This window comes from Treponema primitia ZAS-1, assembly GCF_000297095.1.
Classification (GTDB): domain Bacteria; phylum Spirochaetota; class Spirochaetia; order Treponematales; family Breznakiellaceae; genus Termitinema; species Termitinema primitia_A.
Genome location: NZ_AEEA01000037.1, coordinates 93,248 through 111,445, shown reverse-complemented (window position 1 = coordinate 111,445; position 18,198 = coordinate 93,248). Strand labels below are relative to the sequence as shown.

Annotated in this window: 16 protein-coding genes and 2 tRNA genes; 14 read left to right on the top strand and 4 right to left on the bottom strand. The window is 52.7% G+C overall.

Annotated elements, in window-relative coordinates:
• Positions 1-50: 50 nt before the first annotated feature.
• From TPRIMZ1_RS0106215 to deoD, 4 genes are read right to left on the bottom strand one after another with little or no spacing between them, the layout of a single operon-like run.
• On the bottom strand, positions 51-719 hold the full coding sequence (locus tag TPRIMZ1_RS0106215; protein ID WP_010256383.1) for a DUF6320 domain-containing protein: 669 nt from the start codon (positions 717-719) through the stop codon (positions 51-53).
• Positions 703-1,986: a hypothetical protein gene (locus TPRIMZ1_RS0106210; RefSeq protein WP_010256380.1), complete on the bottom strand. Its 1,284-nt coding sequence runs from the start codon at positions 1,984-1,986 to the stop codon at positions 703-705. Before TPRIMZ1_RS0106210 ends, TPRIMZ1_RS0106215 begins: the two co-directional genes overlap by 17 nt.
• Positions 1,987-1,994: 8 nt before the next feature.
• Complete coding sequence (locus tag TPRIMZ1_RS0106205; protein ID WP_010256378.1) at positions 1,995-2,924, bottom strand: alpha/beta hydrolase; 930 nt, start codon at positions 2,922-2,924, stop codon at positions 1,995-1,997.
• A 7-nt stretch (positions 2,925-2,931) separates the two neighbouring features.
• Positions 2,932-3,636: a purine-nucleoside phosphorylase gene (gene deoD, locus TPRIMZ1_RS0106200; protein ID WP_010256375.1), complete on the bottom strand. Its 705-nt coding sequence runs from the start codon at positions 3,634-3,636 to the stop codon at positions 2,932-2,934.
• Between the two features lie 196 nt (positions 3,637-3,832).
• Here deoD and TPRIMZ1_RS0106195 point away from each other — a divergent pair, with 196 nt between their 5' ends.
• The 14 genes from TPRIMZ1_RS0106195 (at position 3,833) to rpoC (ending at position 18,158) form a co-directional block, all read left to right on the top strand.
• A complete protein-coding gene (locus TPRIMZ1_RS0106195) occupies positions 3,833-5,155 on the top strand; it encodes an MATE family efflux transporter (protein ID WP_010256372.1) in 1,323 nt (440 codons plus the stop codon).
• The gene (locus tag TPRIMZ1_RS0106190; protein WP_010256369.1) at positions 5,145-5,591 is read left to right on the top strand and encodes a MarR family winged helix-turn-helix transcriptional regulator; all 447 of its coding nucleotides are present in this window, start codon (positions 5,145-5,147) and stop codon (positions 5,589-5,591) included. The genes TPRIMZ1_RS0106195 and TPRIMZ1_RS0106190 overlap by 11 nt, the downstream gene beginning before the upstream one ends.
• A gap of 165 nt (positions 5,592-5,756) precedes the next feature.
• Positions 5,757-6,485: an Rpn family recombination-promoting nuclease/putative transposase gene (locus tag TPRIMZ1_RS0106180; RefSeq protein WP_081503627.1), complete on the top strand. Its 729-nt coding sequence runs from the start codon at positions 5,757-5,759 to the stop codon at positions 6,483-6,485.
• A 216-nt stretch (positions 6,486-6,701) separates the two neighbouring features.
• Positions 6,702-6,774: transfer RNA gene (locus tag TPRIMZ1_RS0106175), tRNA-Thr, on the top strand.
• Positions 6,775-6,794: 20 nt separating this feature from the next.
• Positions 6,795-6,968: a 50S ribosomal protein L33 gene (gene rpmG / locus TPRIMZ1_RS0106170; protein WP_010256364.1), complete on the top strand. Its 174-nt coding sequence runs from the start codon at positions 6,795-6,797 to the stop codon at positions 6,966-6,968.
• Positions 6,969-6,979: 11 nt separating this feature from the next.
• Positions 6,980-7,052 (top strand) — tRNA-Trp (locus TPRIMZ1_RS0106165).
• A gap of 78 nt (positions 7,053-7,130) precedes the next feature.
• Positions 7,131-7,310: a preprotein translocase subunit SecE gene (secE, locus tag TPRIMZ1_RS0106160; RefSeq protein WP_010256363.1), complete on the top strand. Its 180-nt coding sequence runs from the start codon at positions 7,131-7,133 to the stop codon at positions 7,308-7,310.
• Between the two features lie 24 nt (positions 7,311-7,334).
• Entirely contained in the window at positions 7,335-7,892 is a 558-nt protein-coding gene (gene nusG / locus TPRIMZ1_RS0106155) for a transcription termination/antitermination protein NusG (protein WP_010256362.1), read from the top strand.
• A 74-nt stretch (positions 7,893-7,966) separates the two neighbouring features.
• Positions 7,967-8,398, top strand: a complete 432-nt coding sequence (rplK, locus tag TPRIMZ1_RS0106150) for a 50S ribosomal protein L11 (RefSeq protein ID WP_010256361.1) — start codon at positions 7,967-7,969, stop codon at positions 8,396-8,398.
• A complete protein-coding gene (rplA, locus tag TPRIMZ1_RS0106145; RefSeq protein WP_010256359.1) occupies positions 8,395-9,075 on the top strand; it encodes a 50S ribosomal protein L1 in 681 nt (226 codons plus the stop codon). Before rplK ends, rplA begins: the two co-directional genes overlap by 4 nt.
• Positions 9,076-9,078: 3 nt before the next feature.
• Positions 9,079-9,630, top strand: coding sequence for a 50S ribosomal protein L10 (gene rplJ / locus TPRIMZ1_RS0106140; RefSeq protein WP_010256358.1), 552 nt, complete (start codon positions 9,079-9,081; stop codon positions 9,628-9,630).
• Positions 9,631-9,755: 125 nt separating this feature from the next.
• Complete coding sequence (gene rplL / locus TPRIMZ1_RS0106135; RefSeq protein WP_010256357.1) at positions 9,756-10,148, top strand: 50S ribosomal protein L7/L12; 393 nt, start codon at positions 9,756-9,758, stop codon at positions 10,146-10,148.
• 125 nt (positions 10,149-10,273) lie between these two features.
• The gene (gene rpoB, locus TPRIMZ1_RS0106130; RefSeq protein WP_010256356.1) at positions 10,274-13,807 is read left to right on the top strand and encodes a DNA-directed RNA polymerase subunit beta; all 3,534 of its coding nucleotides are present in this window, start codon (positions 10,274-10,276) and stop codon (positions 13,805-13,807) included.
• Positions 13,808-13,817: 10 nt separating this feature from the next.
• On the top strand, positions 13,818-18,158 hold the full coding sequence (rpoC, locus tag TPRIMZ1_RS0106125) for a DNA-directed RNA polymerase subunit beta' (protein WP_010256355.1): 4,341 nt from the start codon (positions 13,818-13,820) through the stop codon (positions 18,156-18,158).
• Positions 18,159-18,198: the final 40 nt, after the last annotated feature.

The following is an 18,198-nucleotide window of genomic DNA, read 5'->3' as shown; positions in this document are numbered from 1 at the left end:
CGAAAGAGCAATTTGTCAAGAGAAAAATGTAATCGTTTACATTATGCTTTCTACAGGTGCATCCGCCGCTGTAATTCTTCCCAGAGGGCTCTGCCCTCAAAGACCAGCAGGAAGGCCAGGGAAATAAGGGAAAGGGCAAAGCAGATTACTGCGGGATAAACAATGGTAACCACATGAAAAATGATGAGCAGCAAAGAAAAAATACTGATCACGCTGATGATGCCTAAAAATATGATATAATCCTCTACCTTTAGTCTGCGGACCTTGGCAAATACCGCCAGGGCTATCATGGAACAGCTAAAGAGGGTGGGGATAACAAAGTTCAATGACCATTTATAAAAACCCGTAAAAAAATCCCAGAGGAGAACCATAACCGAAATAACCAGGAGCTGCAGAAAAATTATTTTTGGAATATTCCACCATTGGTTATTGATGACCAGAAAGGAAAGCCAGAGGCTGCCCAGTCCCGCAATGACAAAGAGGGACCACCATACACCCCCCGAGGGGATAGCAATATTGATCGCCACGGTTATAACCGCCACAGCGATGGTACCAAAGGCAATAAAGCTGATGAGCCGCTTGTTGGGAACCGGCAGGATGGGGATTTCCGGGAACACGTCCAGACCAGGTTCGGCTTCCCCGGACAGTTCCCCCTGACAGAGGGGGCAGCGGCGGGGACTTCCCCCAACCCTAACCCTGCATTTATGACAAAACAACATGGGGCGCTCCAAGTTCTTCCGTGTTGGACACAATTTCAATATCCAAACCGAAGCTGCTGAGGGTACGAAAAAAGGCCCTCTGAACATCACTGCTTATAAAGGGGGATGAAAAACTGATAACCAGGTTATCCTCAAAGGATGTTATACACACCTGATGACGTTTCGTGCAGGTGGTCATGCAGAATGAGCGTATATGGGGGGTCATTTCCGCGGGCATGGTGATTTTTCCGATATTGGAAAAGGCTGCGCTGTCCTCCTTCTCCGCCTTCCATGCAGCATTCTTGAGAACCGGAACCTTTACCGCCAGGGGAACCACCTTGATAGGCAGGGCATGTTCCAAAGAGCTTAGCTGGTTCAGCCGTTCATAGATTTTTTCCGGCCCTAACTGGGCCTTAAAGGAAAGCCGTACCTGGGCCAGGACATCCTCGAAATTTTTTCCCTGGACGGCAAAATTATGGGACACATTGATGACGCTGAAAAAATTCCGCGCCGTGGGGGTGGCAAAATAGCGCCGCAGATCCACAGGAATAGTGAGGGAGACCGGCCGGTTTTCATCCCGAACTTTCATACCGTCGTGGATGGAACAAATAAGCAGGGCGGAAAGAAATTCTCCCATGGTGGCATGGTATTCATGGGTTTTTTGCAGTAACGCTGCGGCAGAAATATGCCCCTCAATAATGCCAAGCCGGGATTCGGGAAGCCGTTCGCCCTTGATACGGTAGGCATGGGGCAGTTTGGGTATTTTAACGGATTTCTCCTTTGAATAGTATTTATCAAAGGCATCCCCGCTTCTTTGTTCATTCGAAGCGTTATTATCTTCCAGGCGGATATTGTTATCAATAATTCCCCGGTACTTTTCAAGAAGATAGTAATAGACAATGGTTTTGAGAAACTGTAAGGCTCCCATCCCATCGGACAGGGCATGGTAGAGTTCAAGGTTAATACGTTTTCTGTAAAAGTTCAGCTCAAAAAGCAGATTTGCCCGGTTTACATCGTACAGGGGGGCGCAGGGGGGCTTATATTCCTCCCGTACCTGGGGTTGTATATCGCTTTTTTCAAAGTAGTACCAAAAGAAGCCCCTGCGTATGATGAAGCGGTAAAAGGGGAATTGTTCAAGGCTGGTATTGAGGGCACGCTGCAGAGTTTCTGCGTCCACATCCTCATGGAGTTCGCAGCAGAAACGAAAAACCTTGGTATCATCCTTGGTGGTGCTGGGGGGAAAGATCTTTGCAGCATTATCAAGCCGGTGCCATTTGGCGGAATACACGGGGCCCCCTAATTATCCAAAAAGTTGTTGATCAATTCGTAGGTCTTTTTTACATGGACAAAACGGGGGGGCAGCATCATATATGCGTGGAAGGCATCCTTCATCCGGTAAACTTCCACCTGATTCCCCGCTGTTTCCAGCCTCTTTCCATAAAATTCCCCCTCATCCCGGAGGGGGCAATACTCGGCGGTGATAATCAAGGTCCTGGGCTGACGGCTCAAATCCGACGCTTCCAGGGGGGCAAAGTAGGGGTTCACCGAATCCGCCCCGGAGCCCTTATACAATTCTAGCATATCCTCAACTCTTTTTGAAGTTAAAAGATAATCGTATCCGTTGGTCCGTATGGACTCAAAGGGTGAATTTTCGCTGTGGTCCGCGGCGGTGGCGGGGTAGATCAGTATTTGGCGGGGCGGCAGAAACTCCCCCCGGTCCCGGGCCATGAGGGAAACCGCCGCTGCAAGATTTCCCCCGGCGCTGTCACCGATGATAGTTATATTGGCAGGGTTCACGTTCAAAAGACTATTTCCCATAAACAGTTCCCGGGCCACGGCGTAGCAATCCTCCGGAGCGGTGGGGAACTTGTATTCCGGGGCAAGCCGGTAATCTACGGAAACCACGATACTGGAAGTGGCCCCTGCCAAACGGGTACACATCTCGGTATAGCTTTCAATGCTCCCCAGAACCCAGCCGCCGCCGTGGAAAAACAGCAGGAGCCGCCGGGGCTTCCCTTTTTTTGGCAGGAAAACCCGTACCGGTATCTCGTAATCCCCGGAGCTGACAACGTGGTCCCAGACGGAGTATTCCGCCGGTATGGGGCGTAACCGGGCGCCCAGGTTTTCAAAATGCCGTTCAACCTTATAGCTTTTTTTGATATCCACATTCAGGTTCAGGTAAGCAATAGTTTTGAGCGCCGCCCGCATGGCCTTGTTGATAGCCATATCTGCCTCAGGAGATAGCCGTTTCCAAGGCTACCTCCATCATCCTGGTAAAGGCGGTTTGCCGTTCCTCGGCGCTGGTCGTCTCACCTGAGACCAGGCTGTCCGAGATGGTTAGCAATGCCAGGGCTTCCCGGCCGTATTTGGCCGCCAGGGTGTAGAGTTCCGCCGTCTCCATTTCCACCGCCATAACGCCGAATTTTGCCCAGAGCTTCCATTCTTCCGGGTCCTCGGTATAAAACATATCCGATGAAACAATGGGTCCCACCTTAGGCTGCCAACCCTTGGCAACTGCCGTGTCGTAGGCGGTCTTAAGGAGACTGAAGGCTGCGGTGGGGGCGAAGTTTCTCCCCCCAAAGCGGATGCTGTTGGCCCCCGAATCGGTGGACGCCGACATGGCTATAACCAGATCCCGGAGCTTAAGTTCCGGTACTATGGCCCCCGCCGTCCCGATGCGTATGGCCCGGCGGACATTGTAATCCCGAAACAGCTCATTAACGTAGATAGAAATTGAAGGAATCCCCATCCCTGTCCCCTGTACGGATACCCGTTTCCCCTTGTAGATTCCGGTATACCCAAACATATTCCGCACCCCGGTGTACTGAACCGGCTTCTCCAGGAAATTTTCCGCGATAAACTTGGCCCGCAGGGGGTCTCCGGGCAGCAGAATCGTCTCGGCGATATCCCCAGGTTTTGCCGCAATATGAGTGGACATGGTAACTCCTTCTATTAAATACTAAGACCAACGGCGGGGAGGATCTACCCCTTGTCAGTTATTCCTAATTTGGAATTCTTGCCCCCTTGTTTTGGTGAACAATTTATTGTACCGTAAAGTTAATAGCTTAATCTTTAAGACTTTAACAATTGCGGGGTAAACAATGGCTCAAATGGGCAACAGGAACTTACATTTAATGGAAACAACACCGGTTTGGGTCAGCATTATACGGCTTGCGCTTCCGATGATGTTCAGCATGATCGCCCAGTTGGTCTACAATATGACCGATACGTTTTTTATCGGGCAGACCGGGGACCCGAACATGGTGGCGGGTATTTCGCTGGCAATGCCGCTTTTTATGGTGTCCCAGGGTATAGGGAACATATTCGGCGTAGGGGCGTCAAGTTATATCTCCCGTATGCTCGGGGCGCGGGAAATAGAAACCGCAAGACGTACCAACGCGGTGTCTTTTTATACAACCATCCTCGCCGGGGTGGTTATTACGATTGCCATGCTTCTGTTCCGTAAGCCGATTTTACACGTCATCGGAACGAGTGACGTAACGTTTCCTTACGCCGATAGTTATTTTACGATAATTTCCGGATTTATCGTCATTGCGCTGCTCAATATTTCCTTATCGGGACAAATCAGGAGTGAAGGCGCCACCGATAAGGCAATGATTGGTACGCTTATCGGCATAATCCTTAACATCATTCTTGACCCGGTGTTTATTTTGGTTTTTCACATGGGAACCGCAGGCGCGGCATGGGCCACCGTGATAGGACAGGCCGCTTCACTGGTGTATCTCCTTTGGTGTTTTATGTCCCCCCATACCATGCTTTCCATACACCCCCGGGATTTTAAGCCTTCCGGGAAGATATACGGAGAGATTCTCAAAATCGGACTGCCCGCGGCGCTTTCAAATATTGTGATGAGCCTTGCGATGGCGGTACGGAATCTTATGGCCGCAAGTTACGGCGACCTGGTAATTGCCGGTATGGGAGTTACCATACGGGTTGAAAGTTTAAGTTTTATGCTGATAATGGCCCTGGCCATGGGTTACCAGCCCTTTGCCGGGTTTAACTACGGGGCTAAAAACTATGGGCGTCTCAAAAAGGGCATGAAGATAACCTTTATGTATACCACCGCTCTGGCGTTATTTTTTGTCGGCGCCTTTGCCCTGGCGGGGCGCAGTATCATTGCGCTTTTTATCAATGACGCCCCAACGATTACCGCGGGAGCAAGCTTTCTCCACGCTTTTTTATTTGGGCTTCCTGTTATGGGCATTCAGATGACCATTATGGTTACATTCCAAGCCCTTGGAAAACCGGTACTGGGGACGATAGTATCCCTGGGAAGACAGTGTTTGTTTTATATCCCCCTTGTTTATGTGTTTAATCATTTTTGGGGATTCGAGGGTTTTGTATATTCACAACCCGTTGCGGATATAGCTACCACCACGATTGCGCTCTTTTTGGTGCGCGGCCTGTTAAAGGAATTAAAGCATCATGAAAAATGAACTGCACAATGAATTACTCCGTTCTCTTTTTATGTTAAAAAAATTCACCAGTACGTTCCGCCCCGCTGTTCTTCCTAAGGAAGACGAGATGAATCTCGCGTCATTTACGTTGCTCTACTATATTAAGGAACACAACGGAGATTTGAGCTGCGAAAAAATCAGAAACGAATTATCGGTTACAAAACCCGCGGTCTCACAAATGCTTGCTTCCCTCGAAAAAAAAGGTTTTTTAACCCGGGAAACGAACAAAGAAAACCGGAGATGCATTGTACTTTCTCTCACCGAAAAGGGAACCCAGTTTATTGAAAAGACCCAGCGAAAAACCGAAAAACGGCTTACGGAAATTATCGGGCGCTTTGGCGTAGACGAAACCCACAGCCTCATAACGCTGGTCAACCGTTTCTTGTCAGTTATGGAAGAATCTGACCGGGAGTAACACGGGGATATAATTGGATCCACCATTGAATTAGACAGCGGGAAGCGCGGAAAAATCATAGACTTTTCGAACCGGAAGAAAAATGAACCCTTTACAGTCGAGATAGATTCTAAGCTGTACGCCGTTCCCCTGGGGGCTATCAAAAAATTCCTCGGCAGCTCCTGAATCGTTCTTTTTTTTCACCAAGACTCAAGCAAAACCCACCTCCGCCCCCGGCTCACCACCGCCTCAGGCAGGATCGTGAATATAGAGGTACAGGTAGAGCGGTACAAATTCTTCATCCAGCGCATCATCTACTACCTGGCTAAAATGCTGGTTGAACAGATGAAAGCCGGCTTTAACTACGGCAGGATCAACCAGACTATCTGCGTAGTTATCGCTAACCATATCCTTTGCCCGGAAGAGGAGCATTACTTGAACAGTTATGACCTGCGGAACCCCATAACCGGGCGCTTATTTACAGATTTACTCAAGGTGGTTATACTTGAATTACCGAAGGTTCCTGAAACCGACGATAACCGGGCCATCTGGCCGTGGTTACAATTCTTCAAGTGTAAAACCAAGGAGGATTTCACCATGCTGGCAAAAACCCATCCCGAAGTAAAACCCGCAATAAACGAGTATGCAAAGCTCAGTTGGAGCGACCGGCGCCGGATGATAGCGGACTACAAGGAGAAAGCGCGCCGGGATAAGTACGCCATGATGGAATTCGCCAAAGACGAAGGCCGGGATGAAGGCATCGCATTGGGTGAAGTTAAGGGCATCGCAATAGGCGAGGCGAAGGGCTTGGAGCGGCTGCGGAATACTGCCCGCAAAATGAAAATCCGAGGTATACCGGTAAACCAGATTGCCGAAGATACCGGCCTCACCCTAGAAGAAGTTGAGCAATTATAGTCGCTTGATATCTTCAGGAGGCTTAACCCATGGCGGTTCCGCCCCCCATTGCTAAATCCCCTTGTTTTCGCTATGCTTAACAATAATCCTAGATTTCCCCCTTTTCCTATGGTTTTTAGGCATAGGGATAATAGTTTGAATTTTTGGCTGCCAATCTATTGACACAGATTGAGGTTTTTGATAACCTGCTAGGACCTTGTAAAATGCGCGGGTAATGCCCTTGTAGCTCAGTTGGCAGAGCATATCCATGGTAAGGATAAGGTCAACAGTTCGATTCTGTTCGAGGGCTGGTAGGTAGGAGGAAGAGACATGGCGAGTAAAAAGACAGCGGTGGAGCTTGTCGCCCTGCAGTGTACTGAATGCAAGCGGAAAAATTATACGACCTCAAAAAACCGTCGGAATACCCAGGAAAAGCTGGAATTCAGTAAATATTGCCCCTTTGACCGGAAGCATACCCTGCACAAGGAAACAAAGGTTAAGTAGTTGCAGTTCAGAGGCGTATAGCTCAGTTGGTAGAGCGGCGGTCTCCAAAACCGCAGGTCGTGGGTTCGAAGCCTACTGCGCCTGGAATGAATATGGAAGGCGCAGTAGGCTTCGAAGGGCCCTGTTTGGCCCGAGTTGATTTGAGACATAGGAGAAGGTGACATGCGCAAGATAGTTCAGTTTATCAAAGAATCCTACGCAGAACTCCGCAAGGTCGTATGGCCGAGCAAGGAGGATGTTGTCAGCTCCGTGAAGGTGGTACTTATTTCTACCGTTATATTCGCCGCGGTCCTTGGGCTGGTGGATGTGCTTCTGCTTCTGGGTGTACAGGCAATATTTTAACAAAGAGGGCAAAAAAGGTACAATATGGCTACGGGTTGGTACGTGCTTCATACCTATTCCGGATATGAAAACAAAATAGAAAAAACCATCCGCATGATGACCGCCGCGGGAGATCTCGATAAAGAGGTCGTCCGTGATGTAAAGGTGCCTTCCGAAGAGGTGGTGGAAGTCAAGGATGGGAAGAAGCGGACCATGACCCGGAAGTTTCTGCCCGGGTATATCCTGGTAGAAATGGACCTTCCGGACCTGGAATGGAAGGCGCCCTGTTCGAAAATTAAGAAGATCCAGGGGGTTACCGGCTTTGTGGGAACCCCGGCGGATAAGAAACCCCAGCCCCTGACCGGGGATGAAGCCCGGGGGATTTTGCAGAAATCCGGGGAGATCAAGGGTGAACGGCCCGTCCGCGCCCGGCAGACCTTCGCCGCAGGCGAACAGGTTAAGATTATCGACGGACCCTTTGAGTCCTTTACGGGGACTATCGAAGAGGTCAACCAGGAAAAGAACAAGCTTAAGGTTATGGTCGGGATTTTCGGCCGTAATACCCCGGTAGAGGTAGACCTTTTGCAGGTAGAGAAAATGTAGAACGGAGATTTCCGTTTTTCGCTATACCGTGGAAGTTTTCTAAGGGAAACGTTATTACCACAAAGGAGTATCATATGGCAAAGAAAAAGGTTGCCACCTACATCAAGCTCCAGTGCCCGGCGGGAAAGGCCACACCGGCCCCGCCCGTTGGCCCTGCCTTGGGACCCCACGGGGTCAGCGCTCCCCAGTTTGTCACCCAGTTTAACGACCGGACGAAAACTATGGAGGCTGGGCTTATCATTCCGGTGGTCATTACCGTGTATACGGATAAGACCTTCACCTTTATTCTCAAGACCCCCCCTGCGGCGGTTTTGATTAAAAAGGCTATCGGCCTGGAAAAGGGTTCCGCGGAATCCCACAAGGTCAAGGTCGGGAAGCTGCCTAAGGCTAAGTGCGAAGAAATCGCCAAACTGAAGATGGCGGATCTGTCCGCCAATGATGTTGACGCCGCCATGCGGATTATCGCCGGAACTGCCCGGTCCATGGGTGTCGAGGTGGAAAAATGAGCCACGGGAAAAAATACATCGAAAGCCTTAAAAAGTACGATGCCACGGTCTCCTACCCCTTAAAAGAGGCGGTAGACAAGGTAAAGACCCTGGCATTTGCCAAATTTGACGAGACCGTAGACCTTTCGGTCAAGGTAAGCCTGAAAAAGAGCCAATCTGTCCGGGATACGGTGGTACTTCCCCATCAGTTCCATGCGGAAAAACGGGTATTGGTGTTCTGTAAGGCGGAAAAGGAAAAGGAAGCCCAGGAAGCGGGGGCAACCTATGTGGGCGCCGAGGACCTGATCGAGAAAATTAAGGGGGGCTGGCTGGACTTTGATGTTGCGGTGGCCACTCCGGATATGATGAAGGACGTTGGTAAGCTTGGTATGGTCCTGGGCCGCCGCGGCCTTATGCCTAACCCCAAGACCGGAACCGTAACCTTCGACCTCAAGAGCGCCCTGTCGGAGCTTAAAAAAGGCCGGGTTGAATTCCGGGCCGATAAGACCGGCGTTGTACACCTGGCGGTGGGCAAGGTTTCCATGGATGCCGAAAAGCTTGCTGAAAATGTCAATGCGGTGGTTACGGAAATTAAACGGAAGCGTCCCGCGGATGCCAAGGGCGAATTTTTGGAAACCGTATCGGTATCTTCCACCATGGGTCCCGGTGTATGGGTCGCTATCAAGGATGAGGAGTAAAATATGGCGATTGTTGCAAAAAAAATACAGGATATTAAGACTAAGGCCATAGCTGAGTTAAAAGAAGATTTTACCGCAGCCCCGGATTTTATCTTTACCGATTATCGCGGGCTTACGGTGGCGCAGATCACCAATCTGCGGAAGAATCTCCGGGCCAAGGAAGCCAAGTTCAAGGTTGTGAAAAACAACTATGCCCGGATCGCCTTTGAGCAGCTTTCCGCCCCCGGTGAAGTAGCGTCGTACCTAAGCGGCCCGACGGCGGTGGCTATTGCCCCTAAGGATGCCAACGAGGTCGCCAAGATCCTTCTGGATTTTGCCAAGGATACCCCGGCGCTGAATGTAAAGGGCGGCTTGGTAGGCGCCAGTGTATACGACGCCAAGCAGGTGGAGGCCTTCTCCAAACTGCCCGGACGGCTGGAACTTATCTCCATGCTCATGTCGGTGATGAACGGTCCGGCCCGGAACCTTGCCGCCGCCCTGAACGACGTCAACGCCAGACTGGTGCGGACCATCAAAGCGGTTGGGGACAAGAAAGCCGAAGGCGGCGCCGCCTAGGCGGAAATTGTAGTTAAATCCGTCAGGCTTCGGTCGCTGCCGTTCCTGTCGGGGTTTTATACCGGGTAATACCGGAAACATACCTGTATGGGTGTGTTAATTGAGATATTTTAGGAGAAGATAATATGGCAGCCCTTACTACAGATCAGATTTTAGAAGCGATTTCTTCCATGACAGTTCTGGAAGTTTCCGAACTGGTTAAAGCCATGGAAGAAAAATTTGGTGTTTCCGCCGCCGCTCCCGTTGCAGTCGCCGCTGTTGGCGCCGCTGCCGGAGCCGCCCCCGCTGAAGCTGCGGAGGAACAGACGGAATTCAATGTAATTCTTAAGGCCTATGATGACACCAAGAAAATTGCGGTCATCAAAGAGGTCCGGGCTGTTACCGGTCTTGGTCTCAAGGAGGCAAAGGATCTTGTTGAGGGCGCTCCCAAGCCCCTCAAGGAGAATGTTTCCAAGGATGAGGCTGCAAAGATTAAGGAACAGGTCACTGCCGCCGGCGGTACGGTTGAAGTTCAGTAAGATATTGGGTCAAAAGTAATATTTCTCTAGAAGGGATGTTTGAGGAGCGGCGTGAAGACGCCGCTCAAACATCCCGGCGGCTTCCGGCTTTTTGCCGGGGCCTTTTGTAGTTTGGGGGTAAACGTATGGTAAAGGGTAAGGCAATCACAAAGCGAACATACATTGGCAAGGACATACAGGATGTGATGGATCTTCCGGATCTTATTGATATCCAGCTTTGTTCTTATGAACGATTTCTTCAGCGGGAACGGCTTCGGGGCAAAGAAGCGCCGGAATTGCAGGGGCTGGAGGAAGTGTTCAGAACCACCTTTCCTATCGAAAGTCCCAACGGTGATATGACCCTGGAATATGAGTACTATACCCTGGATGAGGATAATATAAAATTTTCTGAACAGGACTGTAAGCAAAAGGGTTTGTCCTACGCGGTGCCCCTGAAGGCCCGGATCAACCTGATTTTTCAGCAGACCGGTGAAATCCGTCAGAAGGATATCTACATGGGTGATATCCCCATCATGAGCGAGCGGGGTACCTTCATCATAAACGGCGCGGAACGGGTGGTGGTTTCCCAGATCCACCGTTCCCCGGGGGTCATTTTTAGCCACGAGAAGGGAATCTACTCCTCCCGGATCATTCCCTACCGTGGTTCCTGGTTGGAGTTTGAAATTGACCAGAAGCGGGAGCTGATCTTCGCCAAGATCGACCGGAAAAAGAGGATCCTGGGAACCATATTCCTCCGGGCCCTTGGGTATGAAAGCCGTGAAGACGTCATTCAGGCCTTCTACAAAACCGAAGTTCTGGACGTTAAGGATGACCGGGAAACCAGGGAGCATTTTTCCGGCAAGATACTCGCCAAAGCGGTGGTGGTTGATGGTGTAGAAGGGGAGGGACCGCGGAAACTGTACCGGGCGGGTGAGAAACTCCACCCCCACAATATCGACGAACTTTTGACCAACGGTGTTACCACCGTGGAGGTCATTGATTTTGAACATAAGGATTCTCTTAACTCTCCCATGCTGATCAACTGCTTTGAGCGGGAGGAGATTAAATTTGTGAAGGAAGATCCCACCCGGGATGAACCTTCCAAGGAAGATGCCCTTTCCAATGTCTACTCCGTGCTTATGCCCGGGGAATCGATCACCGTGGAGGCTGCCGAGAAGGACCTCCAGGGGATGTTCTTTACCAGTCGGCGTTACGACCTGGGCAGGGTGGGACGTTACAAGCTCAACAAGAAATTTAACCACCAGCCTCCGCTGGAAGATTTTACCCTGACCAAGCCGGATATTATCGCCACCATGAAGTTCCTCATCCAGGTTTATGTGGGTGATGAAAACATCGACGATATCGACCACCTGGGTAATCGGCGGGTGCGCTCCGTAGGGGAACTGATGGCCAACGCCATGAAGACCGCCTTTAGCCGCATGGAACGGATAGCCAAGGAACGGATGAGCCTGAAAGAGACCGATACGATTAAGCCCCAGGACTTGATTTCCATTAAGCCCGTGGTTGCGGCCATCAAGGAATTTTACGGTTCCAGCCAGCTTTCCCAGTTCATGGACCAGGTAAATCCCCTGGCGGAACTGACCCACAAGCGGCGGCTTAACGCCTTGGGCCCCGGGGGACTTTCCCGCGACCGGGCGGGCTTCGAGGTGCGGGATGTTCACTACACCCACTACGGCCGCATGTGTCCCATCGAAACACCGGAAGGTCCGAATATCGGTCTTATCGTGTCCCTGGCCAACTATACCCGGGTAAACGAATACGGCTTCCTGGAAACACCCTACCGGAAAGTATCCGATGGGGTAGCCACGGGCAATATAGAATACCTTTCCGCCATGGACGAGGACCGGTACTTCATCGCCCAGGCTTCAGCAAAGCTGAACACCAACGGTTCTTTTGCGGACGAACAGATTTCCTGCCGCCGTCAGGGGGACTATACCACCAGGGCGCCCGGGGAAATCCAGTACATGGACGTATCCCCCAAGCAGATCATCTCGGTCTCCGCTTCCCTGATCCCCTTCCTGGAACACGACGACGCCAACCGGGCCCTGATGGGTTCCAACATGCAGCGTCAGGCGGTACCCCTGGTATTCCCCGAGGCGCCGCGGGTCGGAACCGGTATGGAAGGAAAGTGCGCCTACGACTCCGGCGTGTTAGCCAAGTCCCGGCGCAGCGGTACTGTGGTACGGGTTACCTCCCACGAAATTATTATTAAGCCCGATGAAAGCGGGAAGAACGCCCCCAAGATTCCGGAAACCAACGCCGACGGCCTGGATGAATACCGGTTGGTGAAGTACCAGCGGACAAACCAGGACACCTGCTATAACCAGCGGCCGGTGGTCAAGGTTGGGGAGAAGATCGTGGCCGGTCAGGTTATTGCCGACGGTCCTGCCACCCGGAACGGGGAACTTGCCCTGGGGCGTAACATCCTGGTGGGCTTTATGCCCTGGAACGGGTACAACTACGAAGACTCCATACTTATTTCGGAACGGGTGGTTAAGGACGATATGTTCACTTCCATCCATATAAAAGAGTTTATCACCGAAGTCCGGGAGACTAAGCTGGGGCCGGAAAAGATAACCCGGGATATTCCCAATACTTCGGAGAAGAGCCTGGATAACCTGGACGCCGAAGGCATTATCCGGGTGGGCGCCAAGGTGCGCTCCGGAGACATACTGGTAGGAAAGGTAACGCCGAAGAGCGAAACCGAAACCACCCCGGAGTTCAAGCTCCTTAACTCCATATTCGGCGAGAAGGCCAAGGAAGTGCGGGATTCCAGCCTCCGGGTACCCCACGGTATCGAGGGGACCATCATAGACATCCAGCGCTTAAAACGCACCGAAGGGGACGACCTTAACCCCGGTGTGGACGAAGTAGTAAAAGTGTTGATCGCCACCAAACGGAAACTCCGTGAGGGTGATAAGATGGCGGGCCGCCACGGTAATAAGGGTGTTGTGGCACGGATACTGCCGGAAGAGGATATGCCCTACATGGAAGACGGTACGCCACTGGATCTGTGCCTTACACCCCTGGGGGTTCCTTCCCGTATGAATATCGGCCAGCTCTTGGAAACCGAACTTGGCTGGGCGGGCTCCACCCTGGACGAATGGTATTCCGCCCCGGTGTTCCAGTCCCCCTCTACGGATCAGATCGAGGAAAAGCTCAGGGAAGCGAATCTACCCGTAACCAGTAAGACCGTGCTCCGGGACGGCCGGACCGGGGAGACCTTTGTGAACTCCATATTCTGCGGGATCATCTACTTCCTCAAGCTCCACCACCTGGTTGACGACAAGATGCACGCCCGGTCCACCGGTCCCTATTCCTTAGTAACCCAGCAGCCCTTAGGCGGCAAGGCCCAGTTCGGCGGTCAGCGTCTTGGGGAAATGGAAGTCTGGGCTCTGGAAGCGTACGGCGCGGCCAATACCTTACAGGAACTTTTGACCATCAAGTCCGACGATATGACGGGCCGGTCTAAGATATACGAAGCCATTGTAAAGGGAGAACCCTCCACCACCGCGGGGATTCCCGAATCTTTCAACGTATTGGTACAGGAACTGCGGGGCTTGGCGCTGGATATGACTATCTACGATGCCAAGGGAAAACAGATCCCCCTCACCGAGCGGGACGAGGAACTGATAACCAAAAGCGGTTCGAACTTTTAAGGGGTAAAAGATGCGGGACATACAGGATTTTGATTCGATTATGATAAAGCTGGCCAGCCCGGAGATGATCCGGGCCTGGTCCTACGGTGAAGTGAAGAAGCCGGAGACGATTAACTACCGGACCCTGCGGCCGGAGAAGGACGGACTTTTCTGCGAGCGGATCTTCGGGACCACCAAGGAGTGGGAGTGTTACTGCGGCAAGTTCAAGTCTATCCGTTATAAGGGCGTTATCTGCGATCGCTGCGGCGTTGAGGTGACCCACTTCAAGGTACGCCGGGAACGCATGGGCCATATTGAGCTGGCCGCTCCGGTGTCCCACATCTGGTATTACCGTTCCGTGCCCAGCCGTATGGGCCTGCTCCTGGATCTTCCCCTGGCTGCTCTGCGGTCGGTGCTCTACTACGAAAAGTACGTAGTTATAGACAGCGGCGATACGGATCTTAAAAAGATGCAGCTCCTTACGGAAGAGGAATACTACGAAGCGCAGGATCGCTACGGTCAGGGCTTTTCCGCTGGTATGGGCGCAGAAGCGGTGCGGACCCTGTTGGAAAACCTCAATTTGGATCAGATGGCTATCGACCTCCGGGTAAAGATGATCGATAAGGGCGCTAAGAGCGACAAGCGGCTTCTGAAGCGCATCGAAATTGTGGAGAACTTCCGCAATTCTACGAACAAACCTGAGTGGATGATCCTTGACGTAATCCCCGTGATTCCGCCGGAACTGCGGCCCATGGTCCAGCTTGACGGCGGCCGTTTTGCCACCAGCGATCTTAACGACCTCTACCGCCGGGTGATCAACCGGAACAACCGCCTTAAACGGCTCCAGGTGCTGAACGCCCCGGATATCATCATCCGCAACGAAAAACGGATGCTCCAGGAGGCGGTGGACGCCCTGTTTGACAACTCCAAGAAAAAGCGGGTGGTCAAGGGCGCCTCCAACCGGCCCCTCAAGTCCATTAGCGATATGCTTAAGGGTAAGCAGGGACGGTTCCGGCAGAACCTGCTGGGCAAGCGGGTTGACTACTCCGGCCGCAGTGTTATTACCGTAGGACCGGATCTTAAGATGTGGCAGTGCGGGCTCCCGACTAAGATGGCCCTGGAGCTCTTCAAACCCTTTATTATGAAAAAACTGGTCGACAAGGATGTTGTTTACAATATCAAGAAGGCCAAGATGCTGGTGGAGCAGGAGACCCCCGAGGTCTTCGCCATACTGGACGAGGTGGTGAAGGAACACCCGGTATTACTGAACCGGGCGCCTACCCTGCACCGGCTGGGTATCCAGGCCTTCGAACCGGTCCTGGTTGAGGGCAAGGCTATCAGGCTGCACCCCCTGGTCTGTCATGCCTTTAACGCAGACTTTGACGGGGACCAGATGGCGGTCCACGTGCCCCTGACCCAGGCGGCGCAGATGGAGTGCTGGACCCTGATGCTCAGCGCCCGGAACCTCCTCAACCCTGCCAATGGCAAGACCATCGTATTCCCCTCCCAGGATATGGTTCTGGGGATTAACTTCCTTACCCGGATTAAGCCCAATTCTAAGGGCCAGGGCAGGCGCTATTCCTCCAGCGAGGAAATTCTCATGGCGGTGGAAGCGAAGGCCCTGGACTGGGAAGCGACTATCAAGGTAAAACCCGTTAAGTTTCCCATCTGGGATAAGGCGGGCCGGGAATTTATCCCCGGTGATGACGGGCTTATTGAGACCACCGCGGGGCGGCTGGTATTCAACGAAGAAATGCCGCCGGAAATTCCCTTCCTTAACTACGAACTCAAGGACAAGGAACTCCGGGGCCTTATTGAAATTGTTTTCCGTGATAAGGGTTCCTGGACCACCGTAAAGATGCTGGACGTTATTAAAGCTACGGGTTACAAGTACGCCACGGTTTTTGGCGCCACCATTGGTGTGGACGACATTGTGGTGCCCAAGGAAAAACCCGAGATGATCGACAAGGCTAATAAGGCGGTCGATGAAATCCAGCGGCACTGGCGCCAGGGGACCATTACCCAGGAAGAGCGGTACAACCGGGTCGTTGAAGTCTGGTCCAAGACGAACGAAGATCTAACCAACATCATGATGAAGACCCTGGAAGCGGACCGGGACGGGTTCAACTCAGTGTATATGATGGCCAACTCCGGCGCCCGGGGAAGCCGTAACCAGATCCGCCAGCTCGCGGGTATGCGGGGCCTTATGGCCAAGCCCTCCGGTGATATTATCGAACTGCCTATACGGTCCAACTTTAAAGAGGGACTGTCGGTTATCGAATTCTTTATATCCACCAACGGCGCCCGGAAGGGACTTGCCGATACGGCCCTTAAAACCGCTGAGGCGGGGTACCTTACGAGACGGCTCGTGGATATAGCCCAGGATGTGGTGGTTAACGAGGATGACTGCGGTACCATCAACGGTATCAGTTATTCTGCTATCAAGGACGGCGAGGATATTGTGGAGCCCCTGAGCGACCGCATCGTGGGCCGCTACACCCTGGAACGGGTGAAGCACCCCATCACCGGAGAGCTCATCGTCGATGTGAATGAGGAAATTACCGAAAGTATTGCTGAGGATATCGAGAAGGCCGGGGTTGAGACCGTACGTATCAGGACGGTTCTTACCTGCGAGGCCAAGCACGGGGTCTGCCGCCGTTGTTACGGGCGGAACCTGGCGACTAACCGGTCGGTGGATATCGGGGAAGCGGTGGGAACCATTGCCGCTCAGTCCATCGGTCAGCCCGGAACCCAGCTTACCATGCGGACCTTCCATATCGGCGGGGCCGCCACCAAGGTGAGCGAGGAAAATCGGACCTTCCTCAAGTACCCGGTGTATCTCAAGGAAGTTGTGGGGACCCATGTGGAGCTTGAAAACGGCCGCTGGCTCTTTACCCGCCGGGGTCATGCGGTGGTCAACAAGGTGATGAAGGAATATAAACTGGAAGCCAAGGATGAACCCCTGGTGGAAAGCGGTAAGAAGATCATCCGGGATGAACCTATCATCAAACGGGGTGGGAAAGAAATCCTCTCCCCGGAAATTGCCTTTGCCCTGATCCAGGAGGCGCCCGGAGGGGGACGAAGCCTGTACCTTATCGGTCAGGATCAGAAGATCGAAATCCGTAACGGTTCCGATTTCCTGGTAAAAAAAGGCGAGGTTGTGGATGCTGAAAAGACCATCGCCACCTTCGACCCCTTCTCGGACCCCATCATCGCGGAAGCTTCCGGGTATGTGAACTACGAGGATATACTCCCCGGCACTACCCTCAAGGAAGAGTTGGATGAGGAAACCGGAAATACGGAAAAACGGATCACCGAATATCAGTTGGAAAGCAAGCAGCCCAGGATCTTCATCACCGATGAAGAGGGCGCCGAAGTTGCATCCTACTTCCTCCCCGGAGGCGCCTATATCCAGGTTGATGAGTGGCTGGTACCTCCGGATAATACCGAAGGACGGCCCGCTGAACGGACCAAGATCAAGGCCGGGCGTATCATAGCCAAGACCTTGAAGGAAAGCGCCAAGGCCATGGACATCACCTCCGGTCTGCCGAGGGTCAGCGAGCTTTTCGAAGCCCGCAAGCCCAAGAGCCCCGCGGTTCTTGCCCAGGTTGGGGGGATCGTATTCTTCAAGGGTATCGTCAAGGGTAAGCGGGTGGTAACCATCCAGGACGACTTTGGGAAGGAGTATAAGCACCTCATTCCCATGGCCAAGCGCTTGCAGATCCGGGACGGGGATACCGTGGAAGCTGGGGAAGCCCTCTGCGTAGGGGCGGTTAACCCCCACGATGTTCTGCATATACTGGGCGAGGCCACCCTCCAGCGGTACCTGATGGACGAGATCCAGCAGGTCTACCGCCTCCAGGGCGTGTCCATCAACGACAAGCATATCGGCGTTATCGTCCGGCAGATGATGCGGAAGGTAGAGATCGTCGCCGTGGGGGACACCAAGTTCATCTACGGACAGATGGTTGACAAGTACCGGTTCCACGAGGAAAACGGACGGGTCATTGCCGAAGGCGGTCAGCCCGCGGTAGCCCGGCCCATGTTCCAGGGCATTACCAAGGCGTCCCTTAACATCGATTCCTTCCTGTCCGCGGCGAGTTTCCAGGAAACTACCCGGGTACTCACCAACGCTGCCATCGCCGGGTCCACGGACTACCTCCGGGGCCTCAAGGAAAACATCATCATCGGCCACCCCATACCGGCAGGTACCGGCATGAAGCGTTACCGGGCGGTGAAGCTTTTCGGCGAGGACCAGCAGGACCTGGACGTGCAGATGCAGGAGATCCTGGAACAGCGGAAGCTGGAAAAGGTCGCCGAGCCGGCGGAAGAGGAAGACTTTTCGCCGGAAGCGGAAGAGACGGAAGAATAGTTCCGGGCAGGAAGGGGGTATTTTGCAGGACGGCAGGGCC

Bases quoted from the DNA above. Each gene is read 5' to 3' on its own strand.
- rplK (WP_010256361.1), top strand. From the start codon at position 7,967: ATGGCAAAGAAAAAGGTTGCCACCTACATCAAGCTCCAGTGCCCGGCG.
- deoD (WP_010256375.1), bottom strand. From the start codon at position 3,636: ATGTCCACTCATATTGCGGCAAAACCTGGGGATATCGCCGAGACGATT.
- rplJ (WP_010256358.1), top strand. From the start codon at position 9,079: ATGGCGATTGTTGCAAAAAAAATACAGGATATTAAGACTAAGGCCATA.
- secE (WP_010256363.1), top strand. From the start codon at position 7,131: ATGCGCAAGATAGTTCAGTTTATCAAAGAATCCTACGCAGAACTCCGC.
- rplL (WP_010256357.1), top strand. From the start codon at position 9,756: ATGGCAGCCCTTACTACAGATCAGATTTTAGAAGCGATTTCTTCCATG.
- rpoB (WP_010256356.1), top strand. From the start codon at position 10,274: ATGGTAAAGGGTAAGGCAATCACAAAGCGAACATACATTGGCAAGGAC.
- TPRIMZ1_RS0106215 (WP_010256383.1), bottom strand. From the start codon at position 719: ATGTTGTTTTGTCATAAATGCAGGGTTAGGGTTGGGGGAAGTCCCCGC.
- nusG (WP_010256362.1), top strand. From the start codon at position 7,335: ATGGCTACGGGTTGGTACGTGCTTCATACCTATTCCGGATATGAAAAC.
- rpmG (WP_010256364.1), top strand. From the start codon at position 6,795: ATGGCGAGTAAAAAGACAGCGGTGGAGCTTGTCGCCCTGCAGTGTACT.
- TPRIMZ1_RS0106190 (WP_010256369.1), top strand. From the start codon at position 5,145: ATGAAAAATGAACTGCACAATGAATTACTCCGTTCTCTTTTTATGTTA.
- TPRIMZ1_RS0106205 (WP_010256378.1), bottom strand. From the start codon at position 2,924: ATGGCTATCAACAAGGCCATGCGGGCGGCGCTCAAAACTATTGCTTAC.
- rplA (WP_010256359.1), top strand. From the start codon at position 8,395: ATGAGCCACGGGAAAAAATACATCGAAAGCCTTAAAAAGTACGATGCC.
- rpoC (WP_010256355.1), top strand. From the start codon at position 13,818: ATGCGGGACATACAGGATTTTGATTCGATTATGATAAAGCTGGCCAGC.
- TPRIMZ1_RS0106195 (WP_010256372.1), top strand. From the start codon at position 3,833: ATGGAAACAACACCGGTTTGGGTCAGCATTATACGGCTTGCGCTTCCG.